Annotated in this window: 14 protein-coding genes and 1 tRNA gene; 2 read left to right on the forward strand and 13 right to left on the reverse strand. The window is 68.1% G+C overall.

Translation table 11 applies throughout. From position 1 onward, the window contains the following. The first annotated feature begins 26 nt into the window (after positions 1-26). A complete protein-coding gene (locus tag OXG83_05135) occupies positions 27-2,504 on the forward strand; it encodes a PBP1A family penicillin-binding protein (GenBank protein ID MCY3964397.1) in 2,478 nt (825 codons plus the stop codon). A gap of 7 nt (positions 2,505-2,511) precedes the next feature. On the opposite strand, the gene OXG83_05140 is transcribed toward OXG83_05135, so the two are convergent. The 12 genes from OXG83_05140 to OXG83_05195 all read right to left on the reverse strand — a co-directional run bounded on the left by OXG83_05140 (position 2,512) and on the right by OXG83_05195 (position 13,327). Beyond that, positions 2,512-3,699 carry a class I SAM-dependent methyltransferase gene (locus tag OXG83_05140; GenBank protein MCY3964398.1) on the reverse strand — a complete coding sequence of 396 codons (1,188 nt, stop codon included), beginning with the start codon at positions 3,697-3,699 and terminating at the stop codon, positions 2,512-2,514. A 79-nt stretch (positions 3,700-3,778) separates the two neighbouring features. Continuing rightward, positions 3,779-4,225, reverse strand: coding sequence for a 50S ribosomal protein L9 (gene rplI / locus OXG83_05145; protein ID MCY3964399.1), 447 nt, complete (start codon positions 4,223-4,225; stop codon positions 3,779-3,781). A 35-nt stretch (positions 4,226-4,260) separates the two neighbouring features. After that, on the reverse strand, positions 4,261-4,491 hold the full coding sequence (gene rpsR, locus OXG83_05150) for a 30S ribosomal protein S18 (GenBank protein MCY3964400.1): 231 nt from the start codon (positions 4,489-4,491) through the stop codon (positions 4,261-4,263). 14 nt (positions 4,492-4,505) lie between these two features. Further along, positions 4,506-4,874, reverse strand: a complete 369-nt coding sequence (gene rpsF, locus OXG83_05155) for a 30S ribosomal protein S6 (protein MCY3964401.1) — start codon at positions 4,872-4,874, stop codon at positions 4,506-4,508. A gap of 73 nt (positions 4,875-4,947) precedes the next feature. Beyond that, entirely contained in the window at positions 4,948-7,011 is a 2,064-nt protein-coding gene (locus OXG83_05160; protein ID MCY3964402.1) for a sodium-translocating pyrophosphatase, read from the reverse strand. 39 nt (positions 7,012-7,050) lie between these two features. Then, the gene (gene pth / locus OXG83_05165; GenBank protein ID MCY3964403.1) at positions 7,051-7,698 is read right to left on the reverse strand and encodes an aminoacyl-tRNA hydrolase; all 648 of its coding nucleotides are present in this window, start codon (positions 7,696-7,698) and stop codon (positions 7,051-7,053) included. Between the two features lie 57 nt (positions 7,699-7,755). After that, positions 7,756-8,424, reverse strand: a complete 669-nt coding sequence (locus OXG83_05170; GenBank protein MCY3964404.1) for a 50S ribosomal protein L25 — start codon at positions 8,422-8,424, stop codon at positions 7,756-7,758. 27 nt (positions 8,425-8,451) lie between these two features. Next, on the reverse strand, positions 8,452-9,426 hold the full coding sequence (locus OXG83_05175; GenBank protein ID MCY3964405.1) for a ribose-phosphate pyrophosphokinase: 975 nt from the start codon (positions 9,424-9,426) through the stop codon (positions 8,452-8,454). A gap of 34 nt (positions 9,427-9,460) precedes the next feature. Further along, positions 9,461-9,535: transfer RNA gene (locus OXG83_05180), tRNA-Gln, on the reverse strand. Between the two features lie 78 nt (positions 9,536-9,613). Beyond that, positions 9,614-10,495, reverse strand: a complete 882-nt coding sequence (gene ispE / locus OXG83_05185) for a 4-(cytidine 5'-diphospho)-2-C-methyl-D-erythritol kinase (protein ID MCY3964406.1) — start codon at positions 10,493-10,495, stop codon at positions 9,614-9,616. Then, a complete protein-coding gene (locus OXG83_05190) occupies positions 10,492-11,325 on the reverse strand; it encodes a hypothetical protein (protein ID MCY3964407.1) in 834 nt (277 codons plus the stop codon). The genes ispE and OXG83_05190 overlap by 4 nt, the downstream gene beginning before the upstream one ends. Continuing rightward, the gene (locus OXG83_05195) at positions 11,270-13,327 is read right to left on the reverse strand and encodes a tetratricopeptide repeat protein (GenBank protein MCY3964408.1); all 2,058 of its coding nucleotides are present in this window, start codon (positions 13,325-13,327) and stop codon (positions 11,270-11,272) included. Before OXG83_05195 ends, OXG83_05190 begins: the two co-directional genes overlap by 56 nt. 171 nt (positions 13,328-13,498) lie before the next feature. On the opposite strand from OXG83_05195, the gene OXG83_05200 reads away from it, so the two are divergent. After that, positions 13,499-13,765 (forward strand): integration host factor subunit beta, encoded by a 267-nt coding sequence (locus OXG83_05200; GenBank protein ID MCY3964409.1) that lies wholly within the window; start codon positions 13,499-13,501, stop codon positions 13,763-13,765. On the opposite strand, the gene dtd is transcribed toward OXG83_05200, so the two are convergent. Beyond that, the gene (gene dtd / locus OXG83_05205; GenBank protein MCY3964410.1) at positions 13,762-14,199 is read right to left on the reverse strand and encodes a D-aminoacyl-tRNA deacylase; all 438 of its coding nucleotides are present in this window, start codon (positions 14,197-14,199) and stop codon (positions 13,762-13,764) included. The genes OXG83_05200 and dtd overlap by 4 nt on opposite strands. Between the last annotated feature and the right edge of the window lie 164 nt (positions 14,200-14,363).

A 14,363-nucleotide genomic window follows, 5' to 3' on the forward strand; every position in this document is an offset into this window, starting at 1 on the left:
GAGTCGGGCCGTATGATACGCGCGTGATGGAGGCGCTGCGGAACGCCCTGCGACCCGTTGCCGACTGGGCCTTGCGGCACTGGCGCTGGCTCACGCCCATTGCCGTGACACCCATCGCCGGCGTCCTGCTGGGCATCTCGGTGGCCGCGGCGATCGATCTGCCGCAGGTCGAGACGGTCGCCGAGTTGAACCCGAGCCAGATCACCCGGCTACTCGATCGCCGCGGCGAGGTGTTCCGGAGCTACTCCGTGCAGAAGCGGATCATGCTTGCCGGGGGCGAGGTGCCGGAGGTCTTCGAGCGCGTGCTGCTGAGCGCGGAGGACCGGAACTTCTACAGGCACAGCGGCTTCGACATCATCGGGGTGCTGCGCGCGACGGTGCAGAACTGGCGCCGGGGCGAGCGCTTCTCGGGCGCCTCCACGATCACCATGCAGGTGGCGCGAACGTTGTTCCTGGGCCGCGAGAAGGTCTGGAGCCGGAAGATCCGGGAAACGCTGCTCGCAGTCCATCTCGAGAAGCGCCTGAGCAAGCAGCAGATCCTCACGCTGTACTGCAACCTGACCTACTTCGGCCACGGCAACTACGGCCTGGAAGCCGCCTCGCGCTACTACTTCGGCAAACCGGCCGCCGAGCTCGACCACGTGGAAGCGGCCACCCTCGTCGCGGTGCTGCCAGCTCCAAGCGTGTGGACGCCGTATCTGCGCCCCGAGCTCGTCCGCGGCCGGCGCAACGCGATCCTCGAGGTCATCGCCGAGCGGGACGTGATCACGAGACGGCAGGCCGAAGAGGCAACGACCAGACCGCTGGGCGTCGTCAAGCAGCGCGAGACGAAGCCGGTGGCCCCGTACTTCGCTGAACGGGTCCGCGTCGATCTCTACCGCAAATACGGCCAGAAAGGCCTCTACGAGCGTGGCCTGCAGGTCAGGACGACCCTGGATCCCCGGATGCAGCACGCCGCGAAGCGCGCCCTGCGTCAGGGTCTGGTTCGGATCGACCGGCTGCGCGGCTATCGAGGCCCGGCGTCACGGCTCGACCGGGACGATCTCGAGACGGAGGCTCTCGCCGACTCGGCCGGGGGGCTCCTCGTTCGCTGGCACGACTTCGAACCGGAGGCCGGCGCCTGGGCGCCCGGCGTGGTTCTCCGGCGCGGCCGGCGCGAAGCGGAAATCCGCATCGGAGAGCACCGTTTCGTGCTCCATCCCGAGGGATACGCCTGGACCCGCCGGGACGCGCCGCCGCTCGAGCGGGGCGACATCGCGTGGTTTGAACTCCGGCCCGCCCTGGAGACCGACGCGGAGGGCGGAGCCGATCCCGGACAGCCCTGGACCCTTGAGCTCGTCCAGGAGCCGATCGTCGAGGGAGCCGTGCTGCTGCTCGAGTCGTCGACCGGCGCCGTTCGCGCCATGGTCGGCGGCTGGGACTACGAACGGAGCGAGTTCAACCGCGCGGTCCAGGCGCGGCGCCAGGTCGGTTCGCTCTTCAAACCGCTCGTGTTCGGCGCCGCGTTCGAGCACGGGTTCACGCCCGCCGACACGCTCTTCGATGCACCGGCCGTGTTCGTCGGCGTCGACAACCTGCCCAACTACAGCCCCCGCAACTACTACCGCAAGTACCTCGGCATCCTGACGCTGCGCAAGGCGCTCGAGAAGTCGATCAACGTCACATCGGTCAAGCTGCACGACATCGTCGGCGCCGACCGGGTGGTCGACTTCGCTTACCGGGCCGGTGTTCGTTCACCGCTGCCGCCGTATCCGAGCCTGGCCCTGGGCGCCGCCGACCTGACCGTGCTCGAGGTGGCCACCGCCTACGCCACGATCGCCAACCTGGGGGTCCACGTCGAACCGTACATGATCGAGGGCGTCACGACCCCGGACGGCCGCGAACTCGAGGCCCACGTGCCGCAGGCGGCCACCGTGTTGACGCCGGAGGTCGCCTACCTGTTGACCCATGTGCTCGCGGGTGTGGTCCAGCGGGGTACCGCCCAGTCCGCGAGGACTTTGGGACTTGCGGCCGTCGCAGGCAAGACCGGTACCACGGACGGCTTCACCGACGCCTGGTTCGCAGGATTCACTCCCAGGTACACGCTCGTCGTCTGGGTCGGCTACGACCAGCAGCGGCGGATTGGACGCAACATGACCGGAGCGGCGGCCGCCCTGCCGATCTGGAAGGAAGTGCTGCGCCTGGGCATCGAGGAAGGCTGGATCGACCGCCGCGCCACCTTCACCCGTCCCAACCGGGTACATCTCGCCCCGATCGAGTACAACTCCGGTCTCCGCCCGTCACGCCGGCCGGTGGGACAGCAACTGATCGAGGAAGCCTTCATCGTCGGCACCGAGCCGGTGCTGACCTTCGACCCCGACACCCGGCCCGTCTACGACCTGCCCTGGTACCAGCAACGGGCCCTGTACGGCGAGCCGAAGGCCGGCGAGAACATGCCCGAGGACGTCGTCGACTGGTTCCTGGTACGGGAGGCCTGGAGAGAAGACGAGGAGGAAGACTCCTAAGGGCTCCCTAGGGCCGCTTGCCGATCAGCGCGTAGTCGCGATGGCCGTAGAGAACGTCGTCGATTTCGTCGCGCAGGCGGTTCAGTCGATCCGCCAGCTCCAGGGTCTGGCCGTCCAACCCGTCCAACGGAATCTCCGGCAGACGCTCCTCTTCGGGATAGGGACGCAGGTCGAGCCGTTCGACGCTGGAGAACCCGGAGCTCTCGAAGCTGGCCCGGAGCGTTTCCGGGTGTACCGGGCGCAGGTGCGTCGGGTCGAGCCAGAAGCTGCGCGCGGTCACACAGACGGAGAGGGGATTCGGCGTTTCGAGCAACAGGATCCCACCGGGCCGGAGGGCCACGAATGCTAGCCGCACGAGGCGGTCGACCGCTTCCGGAGGCAGGTGCTCGATCACATGAAAGGACACGATCCCGCCCAGCGATCCAGGCTCGAGGCCGGCCAGCGCCTCCGGCAGTTCCCCCCGCTCGACGCGAAGGCCCCGCCGCGAACAGCGGCGCACCATGGCCGCGGAGGAATCGATACCGCGGCACTCGATTCCTTCCTCCTCGAGGAGCGTCAGTGCCTCGCCCCGGCCGCAACCCAGGTCCAGTACCGGCACCGCTTCGCGTAGCCGCGGCAGGTAGACCTCCATGCGCTCCCGGATCTCCTCCTCGCCGCCGCGGAACCGGTCCTCGAACGCCAGGTAGGCGGCATCGTCGACGATGGATCGAACGGTCCCCGCCGCTTCCTCGCCGCCCCGGTCCAGAGCCGAGCGCAAGAGACCGAGGAGTTCATCCGCTTCGCGCCGGTACCGGTCCAGCTTGCGGTCGACCCGGCCGAACAGCGCATCATCGTGCCGCATGACCTCGTCGAGGCCCTGGCGCAGGAAGTTCTCCAGGTGCCGGGTGCGCCGATCCAGTTCCCCGATGCGCTCCTCGAGCGCCCGGTCGACCTCCTCCTGGTGCCTCCGCCAATCCCGAAAGCGCTCGGCCTGATCCAGGACGTGGCCGAGCAGGATCAGGTTGAAGACCCGTTGGCGCTCCCAGAGATCCGTCTGCGGCAGCCGAACGAAGGGGCGCAGCAACCGCTTGAAGGCCACCAGCAGGCTCCCGGCAGCGCCGCGGTGGCTGCGAATCGGGAAGGGAACGTCCCGTTCCCATAGATCGCGCCAGTCCTCGAGACGACGGGTAGGCCGATCGCCCAGGAAGTTCTCCACGTCCGGCGGTCCGCTGTCGCCGCCGGAGTTCGCGGTCTGTTCGGACGCCCCCGCGGGAACGTCCGCCTCGCTGGAGGCTCTACGTCTCAGGCACGACCTCGAGTGCGACTTCGGCAATCACTTCCGTGTGCAGGTCGACCCGCACCACATGATCGCCAAGGGCCTTGATGCCGCCCGACAGGTCCACCATCCGTCGATGCACCTGGACGCCCTTGGCCGCCAGCGCCTCGACCACTTCTGCCGGCGTCACGGACCCGTAGAGAGTTCCCGTCTCGCTCGCCCGCTTGGCGATCTCGATCTTCAGGGCCGCGAGTTCGGCCGCGACCTCCGCTGCAGCCGAGCGCTCCGCCGCGTGCCTGGCGTCGAACTTCGCCCGCTGGGACTCGAACCAGTGCCGGTTCGCCACAGTGGACGGGGCGGCAAGCTCCCTCGGGTACAAGTAGTTGCGTGCGTAGCCGGGCTTCACGTCGACGACTTCGCCGCGCGTACCGAGCCCCCTCATGTCCTGAAGCAGGATGACTTCCATCTCTTGTTCCTCGTCCGCCCCCGGCTCTGGACCGTTCAGTCGGTCGTGTACGGAATCAGGGCCAGGAATCGGGCCCGCCGGATGGCCCGGGCCAGCATTCTCTGATGCCGGGCCGAGTTGCCCGAGATCCTGCGCGGGAGGATCTTCGCCCTCTCCGGCACGAACGGCCGCAGAGTCGCGACGTCCTTGTAGTCGATGTACTCGATCCCGTCCGCGGTGAACTTGCACACCTTGCGGCGACGGAAGAAGGTTCTGCGTTTCGGCATCTCTCTCGACTCCCCTAGCTGGCCGTCTCGGCGAGTACCGTCGACCGGACCGGAGCCTTGCCCTTGCTTGCCGCGCGCTTCAGATCGAGGTCCGTGCGCACGACGAGGTGACGCAGGATGCGCTCGTTCTGGAGCATCCGCTGCCCGACCTCGGCAAGGTTGTTGTCGCCTCCGTCCGACTCCAGGTAGTAGACGTGGTAGCGCCCCTCGGTGAACTTCCGGATGGGATAGGCGAGCCGGCGCTTACCCCAGGATTCCTCCTGGGTAATCCGGGTCTTGCCGCCCGCCGTCAGCAGCTCGGCAAACCCATCGCTCAACCGCACCGTCTCCTCGTCCGAGAGGCGCGGGTCCGCTATGAAGACCAGTTCGTATGTCCGTGTCAATCGTTCGTCCTCGTCGTGTTCGTTGGCATCAGGGCCGCAACGAATCGGCGGCGGAATCTATCATGGCCTCCCGTCACAGGACGAGCAGGGGCGCGATGACCAGGGAAACCACGGACATCAGCTTGATCAGGATGTTCAGGCTCGGACCGGCGGTGTCCTTGAACGGATCGCCCACCGTGTCCCCGACCACCGCGGCCTTGTGCGCGTCCGAGCCCTTGCCGCCGTGGGCGCCGGCCTCGATGTACTTCTTCGCGTTGTCCCAGGCCCCGCCGGCATTGGCCATGAAGATCGCCAGCAGGACGCCGCCGGCCGTCACGCCCGCGAGCACGCCGGCAAGTGCCTCGACATCGTAGAAGCCGACGGCGACCGGGACCAGGACCGCCAGCAAGCCGGGAGCAACCATCTTGCGAAGCGCCGCCGCGGTCGAGATGTCGACGCAGCGGGCGTACTCGGCCTTGGCCTTCCCCTCCATCAGGCCGGGGATCGTCCGGAACTGCCGCCTCACCTCCTCGATCATCTCGAAGGCCGCCTTGCCTACCGCCTTCATCGCCATCGACGAGAACAGGAACGGCAGCATGGCGCCGATGAACAGCCCGCACATGACCCGCGGATTCACCAGGTCCATGCTCTCGAGGCCGACCGTCGTGCGGAAGGCCGCGAACAGCACCAGGGCGGTGAGCGCCGCCGAACCGATCGCGAAACCCTTGCCGATCGCAGCCGTCGTGTTGCCGACCGCGTCCAGCTTGTCGGTCCGGGCGCGCACGTCGGGGCCCAGATGGCTCATCTCGGCGATGCCGCCAGCGTTGTCGGCAACCGGGCCGTAGGCGTCGACCGCGAGCTGGATCCCGGTCGTCGAGAGCATGCCGAGAGCCGCGATCGCGATGCCGTAGAGACCGGCCTGCCCGTGCGCCACGAGGACCGCGGCGGTCAGCACGATGATCGGCAGCGCGGTCGACTGCATGCCGACCGCCAGACCGCCGATGATGTTCGTGGCGGAGCCCGTCTGGCTGTCCTTGGCGATGCTCTGCGCAGGCCCCTTCGACTCCGCCGTGTAGTACTGCGTAATCAACCCGATCAGCAGACCGGCGGCGAGACCCGCGACAGTGGCCAGGAAGACGCCCATGTAGCCGAACTCCCGCCCTTCGACGACGTAGCGGCTCTCACCCAGCAGGCCGCGCGCGGTGAAGTAGGTCACCACCAGCATCACGGCGGCGGCGGCGAACGTCCCCATGTCCAGCGCGTGCTGCGGATTCCCTCCCTCCCGGGTTCGCACCAGGAGAGTCGAGACCAGGGACACGAGGATGCCGAGCCCGGCCAGGAGCATCGGCAGGAGGATCAGGTTCGGCGTGAACTCCGCGCCCGCCAGCGTCGTCGTGCTGACGCCGAGGACGAGCGTGCCGACGATCGCCCCGACGTAGGACTCGAACAGGTCGGCCCCCATGCCGGCCACGTCGCCGACGTTGTCGCCCACGGCGTCGGCGATCACCGCCGGGTTGCGCGGATCGTCCTCGGGTATCCCGGCCTCGACCTTCCCGACCAGGTCGGCGCCGACATCCGCCGCCTTCGTGTAGATGCCGCCGCCGACGCGCGCGAAGAGCGCGATCGAGGAGGCGCCGAACGAGAAGCCGGTCATCACGGTCACGATGAGCCCGAGGGAGTCGTTGTCGCCACTGCCGAACATCGAGGCGTAGAGCAGGTAGAGCAGGGACAGGCCGAGAATCCCGAGTCCAACCACCGCGAAGCCCATCACCGCGCCGCCCGAGAAGGCGACGGCGAGGGCCCGGTTCAGGCTGGTCCGGGCGGCCGCGGCGGTACGGACGTTCGCCGAGGTCGCGACCCGCATGCCGAAGAAGCCGGCCAGACCGGAACAGAGCGCGCCGCCGAGCACGGAGAGTCCGATCCAGGCCGAGCTGCCCGCGCGATCGGAGTTGGCAAGCGCCAGCAGGGCCGCGGCCAGCAGGACGAAGATCCCCAGGATGCGGTACTCGCGTCCCAGAAACGCCATCGCGCCATCGCGAATGTGGCCGGCGATCTCGGGCATCACGCCGTCGCCGGCGTCCTGGCGGTTGATCCAGCGACTTCGCAACAAGGCGTAGATCAGAGCTGCCGCTCCGCATGCCGGCAGCAGGTAGTACATCGTGTCCACTATCCGTTTCCCCTCATCCGTAGTAAGAGTTCATCCGTTGTATTCGTTCATCGTGATGTCGACACCGCGGTTGGCCCAGCTCAGGACGCAGTCGGCCGCCCGGCACACCATGCGCGCCGCCGCTTCGACTTCCCCGCCTGCGAAGGGAGCGAGCACGAAGTCCGTGAGGTCCCCCTTCCTGCCGCCCGCACTTCCATCCGCTTCTTCTGCTCCCTCCGCCGCGATGCCCAACCGGAGCCGGGGCACCTCAGTGGTGCGCAGGTTCTCGATGATCGACTCCATTCCCCGGTGACCGCCCGGACTGCCCCTGCCGCGAAGGCGCAGCCTTCCCAAGGGAAGATGGACTTCGTCGTAGACGACCAGGATGTTCTCCGGAGCATAGCCATTTCGTTCACTGAGACAGCGCGCACTGTAGCCGCTACGGTTCATGTAGGTCTGGGGAATAGCCAGATCGACCGGGGTCGCCGCGCTCCAGAGCGCTCCGCAGACCTTCAGGCCGAGACGGACGTCCAGTCGCCGGGCCAGTTCCTCGACCACGCGAAAGCCGAGGTTGTGACGCGTGTCGGAGTACCGCTCGCCCGGATTGCCCAGACCGAGGACCAGCCGCGGCGGCTCGTCGGCGCCACCCCTAGAGCCGCCAAACCCGTCGCGGACTCCGTGTTTGGCCCCAGCCCCCACCTCCCTTGCGCCTTGCGCCTGAGAACTCACTCCGTTTGCGTTCCACGGCGCAAGCCGCTAGGCGTCTTCGTCCTCCGACTCCGTCTTCGCGCCGACCATCTCGGGCTCCTCGGCCACGGCCTCCAGCAGCTCGTCCTCCTCTGCGACCTCTTCCTCCTCTTCGATGACCTTCTTCGCGGCCACCGACACGATGACGCGGCTCTCGTCGTCCTCCAGCCGCACCGCCGAGGGGAGAACGAGTTCGCCGGCCTCCACGTGCTGGCCGATGTGAAGCGGCTCGACATCGAGTTCGATCGAAGCCGGAATGTCGCCGGGCAGGCAGACGACTCCCACCTCGCGGGTGATGAACTCCAGCAGGCCGCCTTCGTTCCTGACTCCCTCGGGGCTTCCGACCAGTGCGATCGGCACCGAGACCTGCACTTCCTGGTCCATCTTCACGCGCAGAAAGTCGATGTGAACCAGGGACCCGGTCAGGGGGTTCCACTGCAGATCGCGGATCATCGTGTGGCGCGTGCGATCCGTACCCTCCAGTTGGAGCAGGAAGACGGCATTCTCGCCGCCTTCCCGGATCAGCGTCTGCACGCTCTTGCCGTCGACCCGGATGGCCGCCGAATCGCCCTCGCCGCCGTACACGACGGCCGGGATCTCACCCGCCGCGCGGAGGCGGCGGTTCGCGTTCTTGCCGGTCTGCTCACGCAGCCGGACGGTGACGGTCGGTTCGCTCACGTCGAACTCCTTGGTGTCCTGAACAGCTCAGACGAAGAGGGATGTCACGGAGCTGTTGTCGTGGATTCTGCGGATTGCCTCGCCGAGCAGAGCCGCAACGCTGTGGGGACGCAGCCGCGTGCTCCTGGCGAGCTTGTCCTCGAGCGGCGTCGTGTTCGTCACCAGCACACCCTCGAGTTTCGAGTCTTCGATTCGTTCGATCGCGGAAGCCGAGAGAACGCCGTGTATCCCCGCGGCGAAGATCCTCCGCGCCCCCTGGGCTGCCAGCGACTCGACGGAGTTCAGCAACGTGCCACCGGTGTCGATGATGTCGTCGAGGATCAGAAGGTCGCGTCCCTTCACGTCGCCGATCACGTTCATCACCTCGGCCTCGTTCGCGGCCACCCGGCGCTTGTCGATGATGGCGAGTTCCGTGTGCAGGCGCTTGGCGATGGCTCTCGCCCTCGCAACTCCCCCGGCGTCCGGGGCCACGATCATCAGATCGTCGATGCCTAGCGCCCTGATCGCGTCCAGGAGAACCGGCGCAGCGAACAGGTGGTCAACGGGGATGTCGAAGTAGCCGGAGATCTGGGCCGCGTGAACATCCATCGTCAGCAGCCGGTCGGCGCCGGCGGCTGTGATCAGGTCCGCCACCAGTTTGGCCGTGATCGGAACTCGCGGTTTGTCCTTCTTGTCCTGCCGGGCGTAGCCGTAGTACGGCAGGACGGCAGTGACACGCGCCGCCGATGCCCGCTTCACCGCGTCCAGCATGATCAGCAGTTCGACGAAGTTGTCGTTCACCGGCGTGCAGGTCGGCTGGACGATGAACACGTCGGTGCCGCGAACGTTCTCCTGAATCTGGCAGAAGATCTCTCCGTCGGCGAAGTTGTACGCGGTGACCTGGCCCGGCACCATGCCCAGGTAGTTGCAGATCTCGTTCGTCAAGGCGGGGTGCGCCCGCCCCCCGAAGATCTTCAACTCCGTGTACATGGCTCGCTCGACGTTGTTGGCGTGAACGCTCATGTGTTGCAAGGGGGAGAAGGCTGGCGCGGCTACGTGGTTGGGGCGGGAGGATTCGAACCCCCGAATGCGAGATCCAAAGTCTCGTGCCTTACCACTTGGCGACGCCCCAGACGGGCCGGCGGATTGTACATGAAGCGGCAGCAAAGGAGACGCTTTCCGCCAACCCGGGGGAAGGTCCTCACGGACCTCACGGCCTTGAATGCCCGGCCCGAGTAGAGGTTCGGAACAGGCGCACGTTCTGGCCCGCCACGGCGTCCTCCGCGTCCTTCCAGTCTCCGACACCGAACACGGCGCCGCCGGCACCGGAGAGCTGTGGCCCCCGGTCCGACTCGTCGAGTGCCAGCGCACAGAGCGCAACCACCAGACAGTCCACCTCCGGGTGAAGCCGCCGGACGACCGGTTCCAGGTCGTTTCCGCGGAGCCACCGGACCGTCTCGCGCCGCATCGACTGCGGCGGCAGCAGTTCGTCGTCCCTTAACTCCGCCTCACGTCCCCCAAGCCCACTCCAGTGGTTGTAAACGGCGGCGGTCGACACCTCCATCGCCGGCACCGCGACGATCACCGGCGCCGCGGCGACGTCCTCCAGAATCCGCAGCTGTTCTCCCCGACCGGTCGCCAGCACCGTCCCGCCGACCAGAAAGAAGGGCACATCGGAGCCGACCGTTGCGGCCGCGGCGTGAAGGCCGTCGGGGCTGAGCGGCTCGCCCCAGAGTTCCTGCAGCGCCAACAGCGTGCCCGCCGCATCACTGCTGCCGCCGCCGAGTCCGCTCCCCGCCGGAATGCGCTTCCTCAACTCGAAGCGCACGCCCCGCGCCGGCTCGCCAATCGCACCGAAGAACGTCCGCGCAGCCGCCAAGACGAGGTTCGAGTCATCGGCCGGTGCACCACCGCCGGGCACGTCGAGGTGCAAGGGGGCCTCGGGTTCGATCCGGGTTGCCGTCAGCCGGTCGCAGAGGGCGATCGTCTGCAGCACGGTCGAGATCGCGTGGTAACCGTCCGCCCGGCGGCCGTGAACCCGCAAACTCAGGTTGACCTTGGCGGGACACTCCAGGCTGACCTGCGTTCTCATCCGGCGCCGGACTCGCAGACTCCCGGCACGAACCCGTCCGGCACTTCCGGCGCCCGCAGCACACTCCTGAGCGGCTTCGCCGGCCTGTTCTGACGCCAACGTAGCTCAAGTCCCGCCTCGGGTTCCACCAGGCGGGCCATGCCGTCGGCGTCGATCCGCCAGGTGGCCCTCGTCCGAGCGCCGCGGTACAGCGTCCAGCTCCGCGGAGCGCTCGGGGTCGTCACCGCCGTCCACCGCCGGTCCCAGCGATCTTCAAAGTCGAGTTCGACGACACCGGAACCCTCCGCGGTGCTCTCCGCGACGGCCTGGTCGACCGGCGGCGCCGGCAGGCGCAGCAGCAGCAGCGCGGCGACGGCCCCGGCCGGAACCGGTCCGAGCGAGAGGGCGGGGATCTCGAGGTCACCCCGGTACCGGCAGAACGTCCGCTCACGCACCCACAGCACCAGGGCGCGGCCATCCAGGACGTTGAGGTCCCACCATCGGCGGCCCAGGCGGTCCGAAGCCTCCACGTGAAAGCGGTCGGGCGACTCGAAACGCAACGCGAGATTGAGCGTTCCGTCCCCCTCCGGACCGTCGTACCGCATCTTGAGGATGCGCTGGGTACCCCACTCCGCCCGGGGAATCTCCCACGGCAGCGCGGCTCCCGTGCCGCCTGTGTCCGCGACAGGCAGGACCTCCCGGGTCGGGCCGGCACTGGCGCAGCCGATCAGCCAGGACAGGCCGGCCAGCACCGCCAGGAGCGCCGCGAACCGGCCGGCAGACGTCAGCCAGCTCTCAACGCCGAGACAGTTTGCCCAGTTTGCGGCGCACCGCCTCGACGTTCTCGTCATCGTTGATCGCCAGTGCGTGCTCGTAGGCCTCGCGAGCTCGCCGCTCGTCGCCGAGGGCGACGTAGACGTCCCCGAGATGCTCCAGGATGACGGAGTCCTCAGGCACCAACTGGTTCGCTCGCTCCAGGTGGCGCCGCGCCTCTTCGAGCTTACCCAGCCGGAAGAGCGCCCAGCCCAGGGAGTCCACGTAGGCACCGTTGTTCGGTTCGAGAGCCACGGCCCGGCGCACGAGCTCCAGCGCCTGCTCCAGGTTCTCGTTGTTGTCCGCCCACATGTAGCCCAGGTAGTTCATCGCGGTGCTGTGTTCGGGCTGGATCTCGAGCACCGCCTGGAACTGCTCGGCCGCCTCCTCGTAGCGGCGCGTGCGTTCGTAGGAAGCCCCAAGCTGGAACAGGAGGCCGACACGCGTCTCCGGGTCGGCTTCTTCCACTCCAGCATCGATCCTCGCGAGGGCCCGCTCGAGAAACGGGACGGATTCCGCGAACCGTTCCTGTCCGTAACACAGGGACGCCACGGTCCCCAGCCGCTCGACGTCTCCGCCCGCAGCGAGGTCCTCGAAGACCCGGACTGCCTGCCGGTCGGCACCGAGATCGAAGAAGAGCCGCGCCTTCCGGTCCAGCGCCTGGTAGTCGGGAGTGCCGTCCGCGCTGGCCGACAGCAGACGCCGGTTGGCGACCGCGTCACGACGCAATATGGCTATCGCGCGCCGCTTCCTGCCCGCTTCCACCAGCAGTTCCGCCTGGCTCAACAGGAGCTCGACCGATTCGCCCTGGCGTTCTACCTCCGCCTCCAGTTCGGCCAGGGCCCGGTCCGTCTCGCCTGATCGCCGGAGCGCCTCGACCAACAGACCGAGACCGTAGTTGGCCAGATCCCGGCCCGGTTCCGTACCGCGGTCGGCCCGGTCGACCAGTCTCCGGCCGATCTGACCGATTCGCTCCCACTCGTCCGCTTCGAGCAGCCGCCGCACGAGCTCGGACAGGACTTGCAGGTCCTCCGGCCGTTCCCTCCGCAGACTCTCGAGCAGGTCGATCGACTCGCTCGTCCGGCCCGAGGCGCCGAGAATGCCCGCCTCCAGGAGGCGGACGCCCCAGTTGCGCCGGTCGGCGCGCGGGAGTTCCCGCAACCGGCGCAGGGCCACGGCGAGATCCTCGGTTCGTTGATCGGGCGTCCGACCGCGAGTCGTGGCGCGCCGGTAGTACTGCTCCGCCAGCGTGGCTCGAACGAACGGCACGTCGGCGAACTCCTCAGCCAGGCGCTCCAGCATTTCGATCGCCCTCGTGTGGTTTCCCCGGCGACCCTCTCTCCTGGCCAGCTCCAATCGCTCCTCGAGCGAGAGATCCCCGAACCGCCGCATGTCGGCCTGAACCTCCCGTGCCCGATCCTCCTCGCCCGCCGCCCTCAGGGCGTCGACGAGCATCTGCTGCAGTTGGCGGTTGCCGTTGTGGTAGCTGACCAGTTCCTCGAGAACCGCAGCCGCCTCCTTATGCTGCCCCAGCCCGACACGAAGCTGGTACAACGCCAGCATGCCGTCCATGTCACTCGGCGCCACCCCGCGCAGGGCCTCGAGCGCCTCGAGCGCGCGGTCAACCGCCGCGCGGTCGCGACCGCGGTCGGAGAGTTCCATCTGTATTCGTCCGTACCTGCGTAGCACGTCGACATCGTCGGGTGCATTCCGGTAGGCCACTGCCAGGTGGTCGGCCGCTTCCTCGAACCGCCCGAGCCGAACCAGGAAGTCCGCGAGACCGACCCTCAGAAAGGGCGCCTCCGGATCGATGGCCACCGCCCGCTCGAAGAGCCCAAGCGCCTCGTCCGTGCGACCGGCCTCGCCGGCCAGCATGCGGGCGGCTGCGAACAGAAACGGACCGCTCTCGCCTGCCGCTTCCTCGGCCTCTTGTGCGATCGCACCCGACCCGCCCAGGCAGATCAGCACGAGCGGCGCGGCGAGTCGCCGACGCCAGGTAGCTGACGCTCCGGGCGCCGGGAGCTTTCCTGCGGGGTCCATGCGGGCGGCAAGGTTAGCAGTCCCGACGATCCCCGCGGCGTTCGCACGGGGCATCCCGCACCTTTACGGAAGGGGTCCCGGCAGGCTAGAATGCCCGGTTCACGGCCGTTCGCCAGACGGCGTCCGGCACCACCGCCGGAAGGCGGCCGACGGCTCTGAGGAGGCGCTCCCATGATCAAGGCGGACATCGTGAATCGGGTCGCTGAGAACTCGGATCTCCCCCGCGTCAAGGCCGCGCGGGCGGTCGACACGATCCTCGGCGCCATGAAGGACGCCCTCGGCGACGGCAAGCGAATCGAACTCCGCGGCTTCGGTGTGTTCCAGGTCCGCAATCGCAAGCGCGGCGTGGGGCGCAATCCCAAGACGGGAGTCGAAGTGACGATCGCCCCAGGCAAGACCGTCCGCTTCAAACCCGGCAAGGAACTGAAGAACCTCTAAGATTCCAGCACGAAGGTCACCGGCCCCTCGTTCGCGAGTTCCACGCGCATCCGGGCTCCGAAGCGGCCTTCTTCGACGGCAAGCCCCGCCTCTTCCAGCCGCCTGCGCAGACTAGCGAGCAACGGCTGTGCTACCTCCGGACGCGCCGCCCGGTCGAAGGACGGCCGTCTTCCCTTGCGTGTCGAGGCGGCGAGCGTGAACTGCGATACGAGCAGGACCGCACCTCCCGCCTGACGCACATCCAGGTTCATCCTTCCCTGCTCGTCGTCGAACAGCCGGAGGCGGCTCAACTTGGAAGCGGCAGCCGCCACCTGGTCCTCGCCGTCGCCTGTTTCCGCTCCCGCCAAGACGAGCAGGCCATGGTCGATTCGACCCACGGTCCGGCCGTCGACCGTGACCGACGCCGAACTGACCCGCTGCACGACCAGGCGCACGACCGAACGATAACGCCGGTGCCCACCCCGAGCACCGCTCCAGCCGCTACGATCAACCGGCGCGACGGCCGGGCGACATCCCCGGCCCGAGTTCCGTACAAGAAGGCGAGGGGCGTGATGCCGCTCGCGCCGCCCTTCGCTCCCCGCCGTGACGAAACCGAAGC

The organism is Acidobacteriota bacterium (assembly GCA_026707545.1).
In the GTDB taxonomy this organism is placed as follows: Bacteria; Acidobacteriota; Thermoanaerobaculia; order Multivoradales; family Multivoraceae; genus Multivorans.

Coding starts and splice junctions, on each gene's coding strand:
- OXG83_05200 (MCY3964409.1), top strand. CDS start 13,499: ATGATCAAGGCGGACATCGTGAATCGGGTCGCTGAGAACTCGGATCTC.
- OXG83_05175 (MCY3964405.1), bottom strand. CDS start 9,426: ATGAGCGTTCACGCCAACAACGTCGAGCGAGCCATGTACACGGAGTTG.
- rplI (MCY3964399.1), bottom strand. CDS start 4,225: ATGGAAGTCATCCTGCTTCAGGACATGAGGGGGCTCGGTACGCGCGGC.
- rpsR (MCY3964400.1), bottom strand. CDS start 4,491: ATGCCGAAACGCAGAACCTTCTTCCGTCGCCGCAAGGTGTGCAAGTTC.
- OXG83_05160 (MCY3964402.1), bottom strand. CDS start 7,011: ATGTACTACCTGCTGCCGGCATGCGGAGCGGCAGCTCTGATCTACGCC.
- OXG83_05190 (MCY3964407.1), bottom strand. CDS start 11,325: ATGACGAGAACGTCGAGGCGGTGCGCCGCAAACTGGGCAAACTGTCTC.
- OXG83_05195 (MCY3964408.1), bottom strand. CDS start 13,327: ATGGACCCCGCAGGAAAGCTCCCGGCGCCCGGAGCGTCAGCTACCTGG.
- OXG83_05135 (MCY3964397.1), top strand. CDS start 27: ATGGAGGCGCTGCGGAACGCCCTGCGACCCGTTGCCGACTGGGCCTTG.
- ispE (MCY3964406.1), bottom strand. CDS start 10,495: ATGAGAACGCAGGTCAGCCTGGAGTGTCCCGCCAAGGTCAACCTGAGT.